The organism is Lysinibacillus sp. NPDC097868, assembly GCF_044761135.1.
GTDB lineage: Bacteria > Bacillota > Bacilli > Bacillales_A > Planococcaceae > Lysinibacillus.
Window position 1 is genome coordinate 816,384 of sequence record NZ_JBIWBS010000001.1, and the last position, 18,377, is coordinate 834,760.

Sequence of the window (18,377 nt, forward strand, 5' to 3'; positions counted from 1 at the left end):
ACAGCACAAAACATAAGACGCAACAGGCGGCGCGACAGCGACGGTTGCGGCTTACGTTGTGCCCGCGGAAAGCGCCCGCCTGCAGTGGAAATCAACTGAAACAACCTGTACCAAAAATGAAGCGACAAATCCAGCGATTTATGCATATTTAAGGTTGAAAAATGAAAAATGTGACGGCTATACAAATACGTATAGCTGTTTTTTTGCTTTCTTATACATTTTTCGGGAAAAATGTTTTTTGAATTGGTATGATAGAAGATAGATAGAGGAGGTGCCGAATGGAGAAACAACTTCAAAAAATTACGGAGCTTATTGGATTTCGCTACTTTTTGATTGTCGTTCTCATCCTTACAGGGGCATTACAGTTTACATTTATGTATGGCAATGTAAAGGGTGTTACATACGATTTTAAACCATTGCAACTTGCATCGGAAACAGTGAGGTCGACAAAAACAATTGAAGATACAGTTAAGACTCAGCAGGAACGAGAAAAGGCTGCCAATGCAGTTACGCCCGTCTATCAATTTTCAGAAGATGTTGCAAAACAACGTGTAGCCATCGTGACGTCTTTATTTGATTATGTGCTTGAAGTGAAAAAGGCTGTTGACAGCGATAAAGATGCCGATGCAGAAGTCGACCAAGTGGCAAAGCTCCGCAAAAAATTAGAATCTATTGATGTTGATCAAATGCCTGTCATTTTTACAGATGCACAGCTTGAAGGCTTATTACAACAAAGTGAAGCAGATTTAAAGAGAACAAGCGTGCAACTTTCAAAACTTGTACAAGAATATTTACAAAAATCGATTCGTAAAGAAAATGTATTAGCTGCTCAAAATGATTTTGAAACAAAAATTCGTGGACAGCGTGGCTATCCTGATAAGATTTTAAGTACAGTCATATTAATTGGACGTGCAAGTATTGTTGAAAACGAAACAATTAATGAGGAACAAACAAAAGTTAGAATAGAGCAAGCTAAGGAAGCGGTTGAACCAACGCGTATACTCCAAGGTCAAATTATTGTACAGGAAGGTCAGATTATTGATAATGAGACATTTAGGCAATTAGAGCTACTTGGAATGGTGAGTAATAAAGCATCAATGAAGCCGATTGCAGGGTTGATTATTTTAACCTTCCTTCAACTGATATTCATGTATATTTTATTTGATCGCTGGGAAATAGAAGAACCCAAAAAGCGTAATGCATTGCTCGTAACGGTTATTGTATATAGTTTTTCAATTCTTCTAATGAAGTTTATAAGCTTAGTGGCAGATGGTTTTGATGTGACGGTTGCATTTTTATTCCCAACTGCATTAGCTACAATGCTTGTTAGACTGTTAGCTGATGATCGTGCGGCGGTATTAATTACCGTTATGACTGCTGCTTCGGCAGGGGTTATTTTCCAAGAAGGGTATTCATCTGTGATGCAGATGGAAATTACGTTGTATATTATATTTGGTGGTTTTGCGAGTTTATTCTTTATGCGCAGTGTAGAAAAGCGCTCACATATTTTGCAGGCTGTTGCTGTTATATCACTTGTAAATATGGGCTTTATCGCATTTTATTTACTGATGACACAATCATCGTATGGATTATCTGAGCTGCTGTTTTATTTTATAGCCGCAATATTATCGGCACTTTTATCTGGCGCACTTACAATGGGCCTATTACCATTTTTTGAGTCGGCATTTAGTTTACTATCGACATTGCGTTTAATCGAGCTGTCCAATCCAAATCATCCGTTGTTAAAAAAACTACTAATGGAAACACCTGGCACATATCATCATAGTGTAATGGTGGCAAATTTAGCTGAAGCTGCATGCGAAGCTATTGGGGCAGATGGATTACTAGCAAGAGTAGGTTGTTATTATCATGATATTGGCAAGACAAAGCGTCCAGCTTTCTTTATTGAAAATCAAATGTCAGGTATGAATCCACACGATTCAATGCCGCCAGAAACTAGTGCAGAAATAATTATTGCACATACTACTGATGGAGCTGACATGCTAAGACGATATAAAATGCCTCAAGAAATCATTGATATAGCTCTACAACATCATGGGACAAGTCTACTTAAATTTTTCCTTTACAAAGCAAAGGAAGAGGGAAAAGTGATTGATGAGGCAAAGTTCCGTTATCCAGGACCGAAACCACAAACGAAAGAGGCTGCCGTAATAAGTGTAGCAGACAGTGTGGAAGCGGCGGTTCGTTCAATGAAAGAACCAAATGCTGAGAAAATTCACAAGCTCGTGCGTGCTATTATTGATGATCGTGTACAGGACCATCAGTTTGATGAATGCGATATTTCGATAAAAGAGTTAAAATGTATAGAGCAAGTACTTTGTGAGACGTTAAATGGGATTTTCCATTCACGTATTGAATATCCAAAGGCAGATAAGTAGGAGGCACTAATGATTTTAACGATTGATTTTACAGATGAAACAAATGAAGTAACTGCACAGCATATGGAGCTTGTGGAGAAGCTTTTACAACATGCTGCAAAAGTAGAAAAGATTGAACCTGAAACAGAAGTATCAGTAACCTTTGTGACAAACGAAGCTATCCAAGAGATTAACAAAGACTATCGCGGTAAAGATCAACCAACGGATGTTATATCGTTCGCCTTAGAGGAATTAGGAGAAGGTGAAATGGAAGTAACATTTGAAGGAATGCCACGTATTTTAGGTGATATTATCATTTCAACGGATCGCACAAAGGAGCAAGCAGAGGAATATGGACATTCTTTTGAGCGTGAATTGGGCTTTTTAGCTGTCCATGGCTTCTTGCACTTATTAGGTTATGACCATATGGTACCAGAGGATGAAAAGGTGATGTTCGGTAAGCAAGAGGAGATTTTACAATCTTATGGCTTAGGACGTGACTAAATGAACTTACGCAAATATTTACGTTCATTTGGATATGCTTTTGAAGGTATAATCACAGCATGTAAAGAGCAAAATTTTCAATCACATTTGCTCAGTGCGGGCATTGTTTTAATTGCTGGTTATTTCACAGGTTTATCACGAGTAGAATGGTTTATTGTGCTATTATTAATAGCACTGATGTTTGCGCTTGAAATGATGAATACCGCTATTGAACGAGTTGTAGACTTAGCTTCAACAGATATTCACCCACTTGCTAAGCAAGCAAAAGATATTGCAGCAGGTGCGGTGCTTGTATTTGCGGTATTCAGTGCTATAATCGGTTTACTAATCTTTATTCCAAAATGGTTTTAACTTGTTTTTAGCAAAAGTCCTTCACCTTTAAAAGAGGGGAATGAATGCCAAAATTGTGCACTAAATTTAGTGGGAGTTTAAACTTTGGCTATATAAAGGCGAGGAGAATGTCACAGATTTTAGAGTGGCTTTTCGAGCAGGCTCGAAAAAAATCTGGACGCAATTATGCTAACGCTTAATTGATTAAAGAGTGCCTAGTTAATAAAGGCATAGATGATTTTTATGTAGAGGAGAATTAGCATAGATGAAGATGGATATGCATGCGTTACTAGAAGAATCTAAAAAAGCACGCGAGAAGGCATATGTGCCTTATTCAAAATTTAAAGTGGGTGCTGCGCTTTTAACAAAAAATGGGGATGTCATCCATGGCTGTAATATTGAAAATGCAGGTTATAGTATGACGAACTGTGCAGAGCGTACGGCGTTTTTCAAAGCAGTCTCAGAAGGTGTTTATGATTTTGAGGCGATTGCTATTGTAGCTGATACGGACGGCCCTTGTGCCCCTTGTGGTGCGTGTCGCCAAGTAATGATGGAATTTTGTGAACCATCTATGCCTGTATATTTAACAAATTTAAATGGTGATGTCACGGTAACGTCAGTTGGCGAGTTACTACCGTTTGCATTTACAACGGAGGATTTAGAGAATGCTGGAAAATAATACTGGCTATAAGTCAGGCTTTATCTCAATTATTGGACGACCAAATGTCGGAAAGTCTACCTTTTTAAACAGAGTTATTGGTCAAAAAATTGCCATTATGAGCGATAAGCCACAAACAACACGAAATAAAGTACAAGGTGTACTAACAACAGACGATAGCCAAATGATCTTTATTGATACACCAGGTATCCATAAGCCAAAACATAAGCTAGGCGATTTCATGTTAAAAGTATCGAAAAATACATTACGTGAAGTAGACGTTATTATGTTTATGGTAAACGCTGAGCAAAAGCTTGGTAAAGGTGACGAGTTTATTTTAGAAATGCTTGAAGGCAACCCAACACCTGTATTTTTAGTAATTAATAAAATCGATCAAATTCACCCAGATGAATTAATGAGTATTATCGACAGCTATAAGGAGCGTTATGACTTTGCAGAAATAGTGCCAATCTCAGCACTTCAAGGTAATAACGTTGAAAATTTATTGGCAACTTTAACAAAATATTTACCCGAAGGTCCACAATATTATCCTGCCGATCAAGTAACAGACCATCCAGAACGCTTTATTATTTCAGAGTTGATTCGTGAAAAAGTGTTACATTTAACGCGTGAGGAAATACCACATTCTATAGCGGTAGTCATTGATAAAATTCGTCGTGATGAAGAAACAGAAGGAAAAATCCGTGTAGCGGCGACAATTATTGTAGAACGTGATTCTCAAAAAGGTATAGTTATAGGTAAACATGGTGCACTACTGAAAGAAGTGGGTATTCGTGCTCGTAAAGATATAGAAATGCTACTCGGATCTAAAGTGTATTTAGAGCTTTGGGTAAAAGTGCAAAAAGATTGGCGTAATAAATCGACGCATCTTCGTGATTTTGGATTCCGTGATGATGAATATTAATTTTCTTTGCGTGGCTTAATTACGTAGTTGAGATGATAAAATTTTCGATTTCTTGAAGTGGACAAAGCGTCAGCTGAAGGGATGCTTTTAGCTATACAGGAAATAGTAAAACAGAGCTGTCCAAATACTGTTTGGAGAGCTCTATTTTCTTTGAAAACTTGCAGGAAGGAGGGGGATGGATGCTTTATAAATGGGAAGGCATTGTGCTAAAGGTTCGTGCATACGGAGAATCAAATAAAATTGTCACGCTACTAACGAGAGAAGCAGGTAAAGTAGCAACTATGGCGCGAGGTGCGAAAAAGCCCTCGAGCAGATTATCTGCGGTGACACAGCCATTTACATATGGGATGTTTATGGTACAGCATCATACAGGTATGGGTACATTGCAACAAGGAGAGCATCTAAATTCAATGCGTCATATACGTGAGGATATTGTAGCAACTGCCTATGCAAGCTATATAATGGAACTAATTGAACGTGTTGTGGAAGAAGGGAAGGCTGAGCCTTTTGCATTTGAAGTACTCCTACAAGCATTACAAGCGATTGAAGATGGCTATGATCCAGAAGCCATTACACTTTTTGTAGAGTGGAAAATGCTTCCTTACACAGGTGTACAACCAATACTCCATGCTTGTGCGTCATGCGGAGCAGTTGATGGGGAATTTGCCTTTTCCTTTGCACAAGGGGGCTTCCTATGTCATCGTTGTTATCAGCACGATCCATATATTATTCGGCTAACACCAACACAGTTAAAGCTGATTCGCATGTTTTATACAGTTCCAATCGATCAAATCGGCAAACTAGAATTAAAAAAAGAAACAAAATATTTCATTAAAAAAATTATTACAACCATTTATGAAGAACAAACTGGTATCCGCTTTAAGACAAAGAAATTCATAGAGCAATTAGAAAGAACACCTGAATTACAGTTAAGACCGTCTACAGACAAAACAGAAATGCCAGAGGACAATTAATATGTCCTCTGGTATTTTTTAAGTTTCGTACGTATTAATAGGCATCGGAGTCATCGTATAAACCGTAATAAGTAGCCCATTTATCTGCAATTTTCATAAACTCAACATTTAAATATGCAGTTTCTCCATTTTTTCCAGTTACGTGTAACACAGCACTGCCTTCTGCTAATGGCGTTACAATCAATTTGTTGCCATCGATTACGGCTTTGACTGGTACTTTGTGTGTTGGATCAGAGCTATCATCTAAATCTTCTAATGCAACTTGCACAGGCTCAAAAGTAAAGTAATCGCTTGTAAACGATAATTCATTTGTAATTTCGTAAAGGTCAATACTACGTACAAAATCATACGTATACACATCAGCCGCCATTGTTTGTTGTTGTGTACCATTTGTAAAAGTTAATAAGTATTGTCCATCTTTAAATATTGATAATGTTGCGACGTTATCTTTAGTATCGAATGCGTAGGAATCTGAAGATAACGCTTGGCCATCAGCTGTCTGAATACTTACTTCTGTTGGTGTGAACGTTAAATCCGTTTCATTTAAATTAAGAGGTAGATTTTCTAAATAATCTCCTTCATTTACTTCTTCTAGCGTAGCTTGCAGCTTACCATTGACAGATTTCACATGAACTAAGAAAAAGAAATCTGTAAATTCCTCTGTATCTTCGTTAAAACCAGTGATAACTAATTTACCAGTGCCTTCTTTTAATGGTTTGATTGTAATGGTATTTGTTATCTCTTGTTCGTCATCCCAAGTGAAAATATCCTCCGCTGGTTCTATCCCGCCATATGATGCAAAAATAAAATCTTGATTATAATTATCTGCATGGATCATTGCGTTATTTTGAGTGTTTTCAGCGCGCACTACAAAAGAGGCTAGTTGAGAACGTTTTACATAGCTTTGAGGTCCAAAGGTAGTAGGCGTCGTACCTTTTGTAATGTTATTAGCAAATAATGTTTGAATATACGGCTCATATTCACTGCCAGCCTTTACATCTGTAAAAGGTGTATCTATATCGTCAGTGATTGTTAAATCGAAGCCTTTTACAAGCATTTTGGATAGTTGACCACGTGTAATTTGTTTTGTCGGATTAAAATAGCCATTAGAGCCACTAATTATTCCTGCCTCTGCAAGAGCAGCGATTGCACCATAGTTTTCGTTATCAGGGGTAATATCCTTAAAGTGAGGATTTTTTACATGAACAGTATCAAGATGTAAAATGCCTGCTAAAATTTTAGCAGCCTGTGTACGAGTAATAAAATTTGCGGGTTTGAACGTGCCATCAGGATAACCAGAAATGATACCACGCTCGGCTAAGTTAATAATCGCTTTGCCTTCCTCAGTAGATGGATTAATATCGGGAAATAACGTAGCGGCATTAGCTGCTGGGGGGGCTATAACAATAGCGCTTGTTGCTAAAGTGGCAGCCAAAGCCATTTGATAAAAACGTTGTGTATTCAATTTGTTTCCTCCAATGAATAGATATACATTTATAGCATTTTTCTTTCTAGTAAGAATCCTTCCTATGTACAGTTTCAAACTTCCGGACGATTGATTGTGAATGGTTGGTATTACTATGTATTGTTAAAAAAATGTACTTTAACATAAAAGATTAACTATAATAATATATTTATATCAAATTGTTGAAGGTGAGAATAGAGGGAATATTATCCACTATAAAATGGAAATTATGTAGTGTGCATTGATAGGAAATCTTCTCATTATTAGGAAATAAAGATTAGTAGAACGTCAAATGTATGAAAACGCGAGAAAAATTTTGGTTTTTTAGCTATATGTTACATTAATAGAAAAGTAGTTATTTTTTATAAAAATAAACTTTGTGTTTGAGTAAATTAGGTCAAATGAAGTGAAATTTAACTGGACGAAATAGTGGAGGTTAAAGAATTTATAATTCCAAAGAACTACTTTTTAAATAGTTTATAATATATGCATAGTATTAACTAATCATTTCAATCCCATATACTAGTTGAAAAGGCATTTTAACCTATGATATTGTAAAGATAAAGGAAATATATATTAGTTATTTTTGTATAATTATACTAATTAATAAAATGGAAACCTAGTTTTGATTATTTAATTTGACACATATATATGAAAACCGTGCCTCTATCAGCAAAACGTACAATAGTGCGTAATAGATTAATGCAGTCCTATGGAAAAGGGAGGGAGGTCACATAATGCTGTAAAGACGCGTGTGTGGCTGAATAAATGCTAAGAAAAGTGACATTAAGTATTGATGAAGTAGAAGCAAACGATATTTTAGCAGAAGATATTTTTTCCGAGTATCGCCTATTAGCTAAAAAAGATTTAGTGCTAACTGAGAGAATTATAGCATTACTTAAACTGAGAAAAGTAGGGGAATTATCAGTTTTTTTATCACCAGATTCAGTAAGGGTTGTTCATGATTTAAGTTTACAGCGTACAAGAGAGTATGAGGATGTATTTGCACCGCTTTTAGAACAAAAAGAGGAAATAGACGAATATAAAGTAGCGGTCAACAATCTATTTATGACAACATTAGAAAGTGTTGTGCACGAATTGCGTTATGGTCAAATATTAAAAAGTACTCAGGACACAGCATATGTCAGAGGCGTGTTTGAGCGAATTTTAGAAAAAAAACATCGCTACGATTTACTAATACGTTTAAGAGAATGGGATGAGTACTCGTTTGTCCATTCATTTGATGCCTTTGTACTTGGGACTATTTTTGCGCGGCAAATAGGCTTAACGGACATAGAGATGCTAGCACGTGGTTATTTATTTCATGATATCGGCAAAGTATTTATTCCACAAGAGATACTAAGCTTAAAAAGAAAGCTGTCCGAAGATGAATTTGATATTGTTAAAACACATACAACAAAAGGCTATGAGCTCCTTCTAGAATATGGTGAAGCGGATATCGCTTATTTAGCACGTGATCACCACGAACGTTTTGCGGGAAAAGGGTATCCTAATCAACTATGTGCAGATGAGATGAGTGATGGCGTTCAACTATTACAAATTATTGATGTCTATTCGGCGATGACCTCAAAGCGTGTATATCATTCGGGGTATAACGCAACAGATGCTTTAGCTGTATTATATCGGGATCGACATTTATATAATGAAAAGTTTATGCATAAATTTGTAGAGTGTCTTGGCATTTATCCTGTAAACTCAGTTGTGTTACTATCTGATAATCGTAGTGCACAAGTAGAGCTTGTCTATGATTTATTTCCAACGTTACCGAAAGTAAAATTATTAGATGAGCAAACGTCCATGAATTTACCTCTGAATTATAGTGTGAAAATTGTTAAAATGATTGATTATCGTGCAAACAGTTTTGAAGAAATTTTCAATTTATTTATCGAACAGTTGATACGAAATGATGAAAATACTTTAAAAGAATATTTCAATAAATTAATCGATCATTTACATCCAAAAGAAATTGTTTTAAAAATCTTCCTACCTGCCTATCGTATTCTACGGCTACTAACTCGAGAAATTCAAACAGATATGAAGAAATATAAAAATTCCATTCATATTTTAAAGAAACTATTGGAAGAGCAATTAAGTGTTTTGTACATGGATTATCAGCATGAGCAAACAACAATTTTAGTTGTTGAAACTTCTATTCGTGAGAACTTTTTTATCAAACTTGTTCAGAGTATTTTGTATATTGATAAGATTGTGCCGTTCTTTATCAATCCTGGCGATGATCAACGTATTACACAACTGATGGAGCATTGCGGGGTCAATGTCGCTTACTTTATTGGGGAGGAACTGACGATAGACAAAAGAGTTCGCCCTATGCGTGAAGGCACATTTTTATATTATTCTTTAAGTGATATTGAGGAACTATTAGTAAACTTAGTTGGAATGAATATGAAAAAGTTTTTATTTGAGGAAAAAATGCAGGAGCGATTATTTATATCGTTAAAAGCATAGAAATGGCCAAATCAAAACTTGATTTGGTTTTTATTTTTGTAAATTTATAAAAAGGGATTGTTGGTTAAGTATTGAAAATCATATGTATATGGAGCTAGTTTTAGGAGGGAGTAAAAGTGGTTATTGAAAATGTAATAGAATTGAATGAACATAATATTTCTCAAAGTGGATGCTTTTGTCAACGTAGTAAAACAAATGCTACAGGGTATATAAATAAAAATAAATGGCTTCTTGAACGATTTCACGAAGGTTTAAAGTATATAAAAATAATGGAGAATAATAAGCAGGCAGGATTTATTGAATATACACCAATTGAGTCCTCTTCAAGAGTTGTGTTTGGTGAAAACTATATGGTGATTCATTGTTTGTGGGTAGGTATTACTGGAAAGGGCTATGCCTCTAAACTGATTAATAAGTGTCTATTAGATGCTAAGGAACAAAATAAGGCAGGGGTAATTGTTATCACAAACCCAGATACTTCTTGGACTCCAAGTAAGCATATTTTTTTGAAGCATAATTTCAAAGAAATAGCTCACGCACCATATGGCTTTGAGTTGCTAGTTTGTAAATTTGGAAATGCGCCTGATCCATACTTTCCGAATGATTGGGACGAGCGGCTGTCTCCCTTTCAAAAGTTAACGATTTTCCATACTCCTCAATGCCCATTTGTAGATATTGCAACGGACAATGTTGTGGAGGGAGCAAAAAAACTTGGCATTCAGGCACAATTAATTGATTTGCAAAATAGGGAAGAATTGTTAAGACTTTCTCCAACACCCTATGGTATCTATGGAGTCGTCTATAAAGGTAAATTAATAGCCTTTCACAGACTTACTGTCCATTCAGCGATGAAGCGTTTAAAAGAGTTACGTACATTTTAGCAGTGACATTGTAGATGAAAATAATAAATCTGGACGCAATTACGTAGAGAGAAGCCCTAGAATCACCGCCTGTAAACCTAGAAAAATAGCCGATAGAAGTCCAAAAATCGCTGGTAAGACAGGAGAAAACGATGGTAAAAGTCCGTGAATCGCCTGTAAACTTTCGGAAAGCAACTGCCGTAGAAGACATTAACGGCATAGAAAAAAAGTGTCAGATTGATTGCAGTCAATCTAACACTTTTTTCTTTTGTCACAGCGGCTTGGCTTTAGACAAATTTAATTCAAATTAAAATTGAAGATGCTTTTCGATATAAGCTTTTACATCAGCGATTGGCATACGAACTTGTTCCATTGAATCACGGTGACGAACAGTTACTTGACCGTCTTCTTTTGAATCGAAATCGAATGTGATACAGAATGGCGTACCGATTTCATCTTGACGACGGTAGCGTTTACCAATTGATTGAGATTCATCAAAATCAACTGGGAACGATTTACGTAGTTCTGACCATACATCTGCTGCCTCATCTGATAACTTTTTAGAAAGTGGAAGTACTGCTGCTTTAAATGGTGCTAAAGCAGGGTGGAAGCGTAATACTGTACGTTTGTCATCACCCTCTAGCTCTTCTTCATCATAAGCGTCACATAAAAATGCTAATGTAACACGGTCAGCACCTAAAGATGGCTCGATGCAGTAAGGTACGTAGCGTTCGTTTGACACAGGATCAATATAAGTGAAATCTTCACCTGAATGCTCCATATGTTGTTTTAAGTCGTAGTCTGTACGATCAGCTACACCCCAAAGCTCACCCCAGCCGAATGGGAATTTAAATTCGATATCCGTTGTTGCGTTAGAGTAATGTGATAATTCGTCATCCTCGTGGTCACGTAAACGCATTGATTCTTCTTTCATACCTAAGTTCAGTAACCAGTTTTTACAGAATTCTTTCCAATACGCATGCCATTCAAGATCCTCACCTGGTTTACAGAAGAATTCAAGCTCCATTTGTTCAAATTCACGTGTACGGAATGTGAAGTTACCTGGTGTAATTTCGTTACGGAAAGATTTACCGATTTGTGCAATACCGAATGGTGTACGTTTACGCATAGAACGTTGAACGTTTTTAAAGTTTACGAAAATTCCTTGTGCAGTTTCAGGACGTAGGTAGATTTCGTTAGTTGAAGATTCTGTAACACCTTGGAATGTTTTAAACATTAAATTGAATTGACGAATATCAGTGAAATCTGCTTTCCCACAGTCAGGACAAACAACATCGTATTTCACCATTGTTTCTTTCATTTGATCAAATGTCATACCGTCTACAATAATTTCATCACCTTTTGCCAGTGCAGCATCCTCGATGATTTTATCTGCACGGTGACGCGCTTTACAAGCTTTACAGTCTACCATTGGGTCGTTGAAGTTACCAACGTGACCAGATGCGACCCATGCTTTTGGATTCATAAGGATTGCTGCATCAATTCCAACATTATGTTCCGATTCTTGGACAAACTTTAGCCACCAAGCTTTTTTTACATTATTTTTTAATTCAACACCCAGTGGACCGTAATCCCAAGTGTTTGCTAAGCCTCCGTAGATTTCAGAACCTGGGAAGACAAAGCCTCGATGCTTTGCTAAAGATACGATTGTTTCCATTGATTTGTTAGCCATTATAATAGCCTCCTTCATAATTTTTACTTGCACAAGAGTGAAAAGTAATTGTGTTACCTGACGAATTGGAGGAATGACCAGTATAACTTTGTCATTTTCAAATCTAATTCGCCACATGCGCATATTGCATGATTTTAATTTAGCATGAGCTAAATTAAAAATAGCACCCGTCTCCGGGCACAAATAATGCCCAGGGACGAGTGCTAATACCCGCGGTTCCACCCTGATTGTTTTAAACGAACTGTTTAAAACCTCTTTTCAAAAAGTTAGCTCAAGGAGTGCCTTTTCTCTGCCACATTGTAGACTTTCACCATTTTCTACTCGCTAAAAATTGAACAGATACTTTTTTCCTATCATCGCCTGTATAACGCAAGTTGCTCGAAAATACATTTAGAGCAAGCGTATGTGTCAATATTGTAGCATGTAGTTCTTTTCTTCGCAATAACCATTAAAATAGTATATAATAATTGAGCATAAGTATAACACTATTAGATTTGAGGCGGTGAGTCCAATCGAACTCAACAAACGTCAGGAAGACATTTTACAAATTGTGAAAGAGAACGGCCCGATAACAGGGGAGCATATTGCAGAACGTCTCAATCTGACAAGAGCGACTTTAAGACCAGACTTAGCAATTTTAACGATGGCTGGCTTTTTAGATGCTAGACCACGAGTTGGTTATTTCTATTCTGGGAAAAAAACATCCGTAACTTTAACGGATAGCATTAACAATTTAAAAGTAAAAGATTTTCACTCGGGACCTGTTGTTGTACCTGAAACAATGACGGTATATGATGCCATTTGTTTCATGTTTTCAGAGGATGTCGGAACCCTTTTTGTTGTAGATAAGAACGAATTTTTAACAGGGGTTCTCTCTCGTAAAGATTTACTGCGTACAAGTATTGGCACGCAGGATTTAAATAAAATTCCTGTACATATTATTATGACACGAATGCCAAATATCTCGTACTGTGAAAGATCAGATTCGTTAGTTGTTGCAGCAAATAAGTTAATAGAACGAGAAGTAGATTCGTTACCGGTAATCGAACCTCAAGAGGGTGGATTGACAATAGTTGGCCGTTTAACGAAAACGACAATTACACGTGCTTTCTTATCTCTTGCGCAAAATGTCTAACAGTTGAAGGGGAACAGCATGAAGAGATTACGCGTTTTTGTTATATCTGATTCCGTCGGCGAAACTGGTGATCAAGTAGCTAAGGCAGTTATTAGCCAGTTCCGACCAGGCTTAGAAAATACGATTATTCGGCGCTTTCCGCATATTCAAACAGAAGAGCTTGTTCGAAAAATAGTCTGCCTCGCTGCGAAACAGAAGGCATTTGTAGTTTATACACTAGTTCGACAAGACATGCGCGCATTATTGCATGATTTATGCGAAAAAGAAAAAGTTCATGCTGTAGATATATTGGGACCAGCGTTAAAATCGATGGCAACCTTTATGGAAGAAATGCCATTAGAGACTCCGGGTATTGTGCATCAACTGGATGATGACTACTTTAAAAAAATTGAGGCTATTGAATTTGCAGTGAAGTATGATGATGGCAGAGATCCACGAGGCTTATTGCAAGCTGACATTGTACTTGTTGGAGTTTCACGCACTTCAAAAACGCCGCTTTCACAGTATTTAGCACATAAACGTTATAAGGTGGCAAATGTACCATTAGTCCCGGAGGTAGCCCCACCAGAAGAATTATTGAAAATTGATTCGAAAAAATGTTTTGGCTTAGTTATTTCTCCAGATAAATTAAACTCGATAAGAAAAGAAAGATTAATGACATTAGGTTTAAATGATGACGCCATCTATGCGCAACATGTACGTATTTTAGAAGAAATACAACATTTTGAAAAAGTTGTTGCTGAAATAGGTTGCAAAGTGATTGATGTAACGAACAAAGCAGTAGAGGAAACAGCTAACGTTATTATTGAATATCTTGCAAGCCGTAAATAAGAAACCAAATTTAGTAAACCACCTCGGGTTATTAGAGGCGGTTTTTTTGAGTCGGTTTTTAAAATTGTATAGATAAATACTAAAATTTGTTTTATAATAATAAAATTGTGGTAAAAATATTTAAAATGAGAAAAATCCTATTTTTTTGTCGAGAAATAAAGGATTTTTAAAACGAATATCGAATTGTGTTCTAGAACGTAAATTAAAGATGGTGATGAATTTGGCAGGGAAAATACCAGAAGAAGTAATTGAGCAAATACGTACACAATCAGATATTGTGGATGTCATAAGCGAATACATGCAGCTGACAAAGCGTGGGCGCAATTGGTTTGGTCTCTGTCCTTTTCATGGAGAACAAACGCCATCTTTTTCTGTGTCAACAGACAAACAGATTTTTCACTGCTTTGGTTGCGGAGCAGGTGGTAATGCTATTACTTTCGTCATGGATATCGAAGGGATTTCTTTCCCAGACGCCGTCGTAAAACTTGGTGAACGTGTTGGCATGCATTTAGATGTAGGCCCAAGCTTACCAGAGGCGACGACAAAGATTTCTAAAGCGGAAGAGAGGATGAAAGAAGCGCATGCTTTTGCGGCTGATTTTTTTCATCATTTACTGCTAAACACAGAAGATGGGGAAGAGCCTTTAAATTATTTGCTAGAAAGAGGATTTACAAGGGAACTTATCGAATCTAATAGCATTGGATGGTCTCTCCCAAGCTTTGATGCATTAACGATATTGCTTGAAAGAAAAGGTTATAACTTACAAGAAATCGCAGATAGTGGTCTAGTAATCAAACGTGAAGGGGAAGAACGCTATTTTGATCGTTTTCGAGGACGTATTATGTTCCCGATTCGTGATGAGAACGGTAAAATTATTGCCTTCTCAGGACGAATATTGTCATCGACAGGTGAAGAGGCAAAATATTTAAATAGTCCAGAATCACCAATTTTTCAAAAGAGTGAAGTGTTATATAACCTAGACAAGGCACGAACCTCTATTAGAAAAAATCGTCAAGTAGTGTTGATGGAAGGTTTTATGGATGTTTTGGCTGCAAGCTCAGTTGGCGTAACAAATGCCGTAGCAACAATGGGAACCTCGCTTACGAATCAGCATATCACAAAGCTCAAACGCTTAGTAGAGCAAGTTACGATTTGCTATGACGGTGATAATGCTGGATTTGATGCGGCGAAAAGAGCGGCACAGTTACTACAAACGGAGCGCATGAAAGTTAATATTGCGGTGATACCTGATAAGCTCGATCCTGATGAGTATATTCAAAGTTTAGGTGGACAGGCTTTTAAGGAACAAATTTTGGAAAACCCACATACGTATATTGCTTTTATGATGATGCATGCTAGACGAAATAAGAATTTTCAATTTGAAAATGATACGCTTCAATATATTCAAGAAGTACTCGAACAATTAGTGGGTAGCTCCTCACCAATTGAGCGAGATTTGTATATCCGACAGCTATCAAATGAAACGACGATTTCGGAAGAAGCTATTTATGCCCAATTCCGAAAACTAGAGGCAAATCAAGTACGCTCTGCGAAAGTGGAAATGCCAACGCATACACCTTCGATGCCAGTCACGCAGCAACAAAAGCCTATGGACGCAGCCGAACGTGCCGAACGTTTATTACTTGCACATATGCTTCATAATATAGATGTAGTGGACAGGGTATTACGTAGTGAGCAAACAGAGCCTTTTGTAAGAGATGCATATATGGCTGTTTTTGTTCGATTGGTAGGATTTTATGAGGAATATGGTCATCCAGATTATCAGCGCTTTGTAGAAATCTTAGATGACGCTGAATTACGCAAAATTGTTATGGAAGCTGCTTTAGTAGAACGTGATCCTGACCAGGCAGAATCAGAAATCGCAGATTCTATCCGACAGCTTCAAAAATATAGAATTGAGCAAGAAATTCATCAAAAGATGCATGAGTCAAAGGAAGCGGAGAAGATGCACGAGTATGCGCGTGCTCTTGAAATCGCCCAACAGATTATTCATTTAAGAAAATCGTTATCGGCGATTTAACCCGATTCGGTTGTTTAGAAGGAGGAAGGTTTATGGCGGACAAGTCTGAACGTTCAAAAGAGGTAGAAGTAGAAATTACATTAGATGAGGCAAAAAAATTACTACAAGAAAAGGCGAAAACTGAAGGGGAAATTTCGATGAAGGAAATTTCAGAGAAATTATTGCCTTATGAATTGGAAAATGAAGAAGTTTTCCACTTCGCTGAAGATCTTGAAAAAAATAAAGACATTCAAATTATTGGTAAAGAAGAATTTGAAGAAGAGAGCTTAATGAAAGAAGAAGCTAACGAAGAAACGTTCGATTTAAACGATTTGAGCGTACCACCAGGCGTGAAAATTAATGATCCTGTACGTATGTATTTGAAAGAGATTGGCCGTGTTGATTTACTTTCTGCAGAGCAGGAAATTGCTTTAGCAGAGCGTATTGAGCAAGGTGATGAAGAAGCACGTAAACGTTTAGCAGAGGCGAATTTACGTCTTGTAGTATCGATTGCAAAACGCTATGTAGGTCGTGGAATGCTTTTCCTTGATTTAATTCAAGAGGGGAACATGGGGCTTATTAAGGCAGTTGAGAAATTCGACTATCGTAAAGGCTTTAAATTCTCAACATATGCAACATGGTGGATTCGTCAAGCAATCACACGTGCAATTGCCGACCAAGCACGTACAATTCGTATTCCTGTACACATGGTAGAAACGATTAATAAACTAATCCGTGTACAACGTCAATTGTTACAAGACTTAGGTCGTGAGCCGTCTCCAGAAGAAATTGGTGAGGAAATGGATTTAACACCTGAAAAAGTACGTGAAATTTTAAAAATTGCACAAGAACCTGTATCTCTTGAAACGCCAATCGGTGAAGAAGATGATTCACACTTAGGGGATTTCATTGAGGACTCTGAAGCACAGTCTCCTTCTGACCATGCAGCATATGAATTGTTAAAAGAGCAACTAGAAGATGTATTAGATACATTAACAGACCGTGAAGAAAACGTACTTCGTTTACGTTTTGGTTTAGATGATGGTCGTACACGTACATTAGAAGAGGTAGGTAAAGTATTTGGTGTAACACGTGAACGTATTCGCCAAATTGAAGCAAAGGCACTTCGTAAGTTACGCCACCCTTCTCGCAGCAAACGATTAAAAGATTTCTTGGAATAATAAACAAACACAATACTTTTATTATAAATGCAAACCCCGCCATTACTATTCATGGCGGGGTTTGCCCTGTATTAGCGATTGAAATGCAACTACAAAACAGCAATACCCTCGATATAATCAATATATTAGCGAAAGAAACTTTAAATAATTGCTAAAGTAATGTAAAAATATATAATTTGAACGGTGTAGTAGTTCCATTTTTGCGACTTTTTACAGATGTTCTTTCATGAATTGTGAGATAAAATTGTATTACAACCATTATTAAGCAATGTTTGGAGAATATACGATGACAAATCCACGGAAAAAAATTATTTTAAATGAGATATTGTTTTGGAAGCAAAATAAGCTATTACCAGAGCACTACTGTGACTTTTTAGCGACTCTTTATGCTGAGGGAAATGATATAGAGGAGTTAGAGTCAGCAACTCATAAACAGGCTGTATTGCCTTTAGAAAAAAGAAAAATGTTGTTCTTCATTGTGGGATTATGCTTGGGTATGATGGTGCTCTTGTATTTTTATTTTACAGTAACTTCTTTGTTGCTTGTTTTAACGGGCATTGTAGCAATCGCTGCAATTACATTATTCATAATAGCTTTCCGGTCTGCGAGCAAAAATAACTTATTAGCGCCTGCTTTGCATATTATTGCTGCTATATTGTTATTTAGTTTATCGATTCGCATGTATACTACATATTTTAGTGGAAATAATATAGCGTTATTTGCCTTTATAGCGGCAAATTGTGGCGTCTGGTTATTTTCAGGGTTAAAAATGAAACTACTTTATTTCACAGTCTCTGGTGTTCTAGGGCTAGTGGCACTAATTGGTTATTACTTGTATAATTTTATGTAAAAATAAATACCCTTCTATGACTACTATTGTTCATAGAAGGGTATTTATTTTTCTAATATAGTAGTATGGCTTTATTGGAAAAGTAA

At 36.8% G+C, this 18,377-nt stretch carries 15 protein-coding genes; 13 read left to right on the forward strand and 2 right to left on the reverse strand.

The annotated features are described in order from the left end of the window. The first annotated feature begins 278 nt into the window (after positions 1-278). The 6 genes from ACIQXJ_RS03825 to recO all read left to right on the forward strand — a co-directional run bounded on the left by ACIQXJ_RS03825 (position 279) and on the right by recO (position 5,769). On the forward strand, positions 279-2,399 hold the full coding sequence (locus tag ACIQXJ_RS03825; protein ID WP_403049829.1) for an HD family phosphohydrolase: 2,121 nt from the start codon (positions 279-281) through the stop codon (positions 2,397-2,399). 9 nt (positions 2,400-2,408) lie between these two features. After that, the gene (ybeY, locus tag ACIQXJ_RS03830) at positions 2,409-2,882 is read left to right on the forward strand and encodes an rRNA maturation RNase YbeY (RefSeq protein ID WP_403049832.1); all 474 of its coding nucleotides are present in this window, start codon (positions 2,409-2,411) and stop codon (positions 2,880-2,882) included. Beyond that, positions 2,883-3,233 carry a diacylglycerol kinase family protein gene (locus tag ACIQXJ_RS03835; protein ID WP_403049835.1) on the forward strand — a complete coding sequence of 117 codons (351 nt, stop codon included), beginning with the start codon at positions 2,883-2,885 and terminating at the stop codon, positions 3,231-3,233. A 244-nt stretch (positions 3,234-3,477) separates the two neighbouring features. Next, entirely contained in the window at positions 3,478-3,891 is a 414-nt protein-coding gene (locus ACIQXJ_RS03840; protein WP_340823628.1) for a cytidine deaminase, read from the forward strand. Further along, positions 3,878-4,795 (forward strand): GTPase Era, encoded by a 918-nt coding sequence (gene era, locus ACIQXJ_RS03845; RefSeq protein ID WP_403049838.1) that lies wholly within the window; start codon positions 3,878-3,880, stop codon positions 4,793-4,795. Before ACIQXJ_RS03840 ends, era begins: the two co-directional genes overlap by 14 nt. 179 nt (positions 4,796-4,974) lie before the next feature. Then, complete coding sequence (gene recO, locus ACIQXJ_RS03850) at positions 4,975-5,769, forward strand: DNA repair protein RecO (RefSeq protein ID WP_401010541.1); 795 nt, start codon at positions 4,975-4,977, stop codon at positions 5,767-5,769. Positions 5,770-5,803: 34 nt separating this feature from the next. Here recO and ACIQXJ_RS03855 read toward each other — a convergent pair whose 3' ends face one another. Continuing rightward, on the reverse strand, positions 5,804-7,234 hold the full coding sequence (locus ACIQXJ_RS03855; protein ID WP_403049842.1) for an S-layer homology domain-containing protein: 1,431 nt from the start codon (positions 7,232-7,234) through the stop codon (positions 5,804-5,806). 768 nt (positions 7,235-8,002) lie between these two features. Here ACIQXJ_RS03855 and ACIQXJ_RS03860 point away from each other — a divergent pair. Together ACIQXJ_RS03860 and ACIQXJ_RS03865 are read left to right on the forward strand one after the other, a co-directional pair. Continuing rightward, a complete protein-coding gene (locus ACIQXJ_RS03860) occupies positions 8,003-9,721 on the forward strand; it encodes an HD-GYP domain-containing protein (protein ID WP_403049845.1) in 1,719 nt (572 codons plus the stop codon). Between the two features lie 116 nt (positions 9,722-9,837). Beyond that, positions 9,838-10,602: a GNAT family N-acetyltransferase gene (locus ACIQXJ_RS03865; RefSeq protein ID WP_403049848.1), complete on the forward strand. Its 765-nt coding sequence runs from the start codon at positions 9,838-9,840 to the stop codon at positions 10,600-10,602. Positions 10,603-10,888: 286 nt separating this feature from the next. Here ACIQXJ_RS03865 and ACIQXJ_RS03870 read toward each other — a convergent pair whose 3' ends face one another. Next, on the reverse strand, positions 10,889-12,274 hold the full coding sequence (locus tag ACIQXJ_RS03870) for a glycine--tRNA ligase (protein ID WP_403049851.1): 1,386 nt from the start codon (positions 12,272-12,274) through the stop codon (positions 10,889-10,891). A 502-nt stretch (positions 12,275-12,776) separates the two neighbouring features. On the opposite strand from ACIQXJ_RS03870, the gene ccpN reads away from it, so the two are divergent. The 5 genes from ccpN (at position 12,777) to ACIQXJ_RS03895 (ending at position 18,291) form a co-directional block, all read left to right on the forward strand. After that, positions 12,777-13,409: a transcriptional regulator CcpN gene (ccpN, locus tag ACIQXJ_RS03875; RefSeq protein WP_024363022.1), complete on the forward strand. Its 633-nt coding sequence runs from the start codon at positions 12,777-12,779 to the stop codon at positions 13,407-13,409. An 18-nt stretch (positions 13,410-13,427) separates the two neighbouring features. After that, on the forward strand, positions 13,428-14,240 hold the full coding sequence (locus tag ACIQXJ_RS03880; protein ID WP_403049854.1) for a pyruvate, water dikinase regulatory protein: 813 nt from the start codon (positions 13,428-13,430) through the stop codon (positions 14,238-14,240). A gap of 208 nt (positions 14,241-14,448) precedes the next feature. Further along, entirely contained in the window at positions 14,449-16,281 is a 1,833-nt protein-coding gene (gene dnaG / locus ACIQXJ_RS03885; protein WP_401010529.1) for a DNA primase, read from the forward strand. Positions 16,282-16,313: 32 nt separating this feature from the next. Then, positions 16,314-17,441 carry an RNA polymerase sigma factor RpoD gene (gene rpoD, locus ACIQXJ_RS03890; protein WP_172772072.1) on the forward strand — a complete coding sequence of 376 codons (1,128 nt, stop codon included), beginning with the start codon at positions 16,314-16,316 and terminating at the stop codon, positions 17,439-17,441. Between the two features lie 286 nt (positions 17,442-17,727). Further along, positions 17,728-18,291 carry a hypothetical protein gene (locus tag ACIQXJ_RS03895; RefSeq protein ID WP_401010526.1) on the forward strand — a complete coding sequence of 188 codons (564 nt, stop codon included), beginning with the start codon at positions 17,728-17,730 and terminating at the stop codon, positions 18,289-18,291. Positions 18,292-18,377: the final 86 nt, after the last annotated feature.

What these genes read in the sequence shown, in the direction of transcription:
- ACIQXJ_RS03825 (WP_403049829.1), top strand. Translation starts at nt 279, where the DNA reads ATGGAGAAACAACTTCAAAAAATTACGGAGCTTATTGGATTTCGCTAC.
- ybeY (WP_403049832.1), top strand. Translation starts at nt 2,409, where the DNA reads ATGATTTTAACGATTGATTTTACAGATGAAACAAATGAAGTAACTGCA.
- ACIQXJ_RS03835 (WP_403049835.1), top strand. Translation starts at nt 2,883, where the DNA reads ATGAACTTACGCAAATATTTACGTTCATTTGGATATGCTTTTGAAGGT.
- ACIQXJ_RS03840 (WP_340823628.1), top strand. Translation starts at nt 3,478, where the DNA reads ATGAAGATGGATATGCATGCGTTACTAGAAGAATCTAAAAAAGCACGC.
- era (WP_403049838.1), top strand. Translation starts at nt 3,878, where the DNA reads ATGCTGGAAAATAATACTGGCTATAAGTCAGGCTTTATCTCAATTATT.
- recO (WP_401010541.1), top strand. Translation starts at nt 4,975, where the DNA reads ATGCTTTATAAATGGGAAGGCATTGTGCTAAAGGTTCGTGCATACGGA.
- ACIQXJ_RS03860 (WP_403049845.1), top strand. Translation starts at nt 8,003, where the DNA reads ATGCTAAGAAAAGTGACATTAAGTATTGATGAAGTAGAAGCAAACGAT.
- ACIQXJ_RS03870 (WP_403049851.1), bottom strand. Translation starts at nt 12,274, where the DNA reads ATGGCTAACAAATCAATGGAAACAATCGTATCTTTAGCAAAGCATCGA.
- ACIQXJ_RS03880 (WP_403049854.1), top strand. Translation starts at nt 13,428, where the DNA reads ATGAAGAGATTACGCGTTTTTGTTATATCTGATTCCGTCGGCGAAACT.
- dnaG (WP_401010529.1), top strand. Translation starts at nt 14,449, where the DNA reads ATGGTGATGAATTTGGCAGGGAAAATACCAGAAGAAGTAATTGAGCAA.
- rpoD (WP_172772072.1), top strand. Translation starts at nt 16,314, where the DNA reads ATGGCGGACAAGTCTGAACGTTCAAAAGAGGTAGAAGTAGAAATTACA.
- ACIQXJ_RS03895 (WP_401010526.1), top strand. Translation starts at nt 17,728, where the DNA reads ATGACAAATCCACGGAAAAAAATTATTTTAAATGAGATATTGTTTTGG.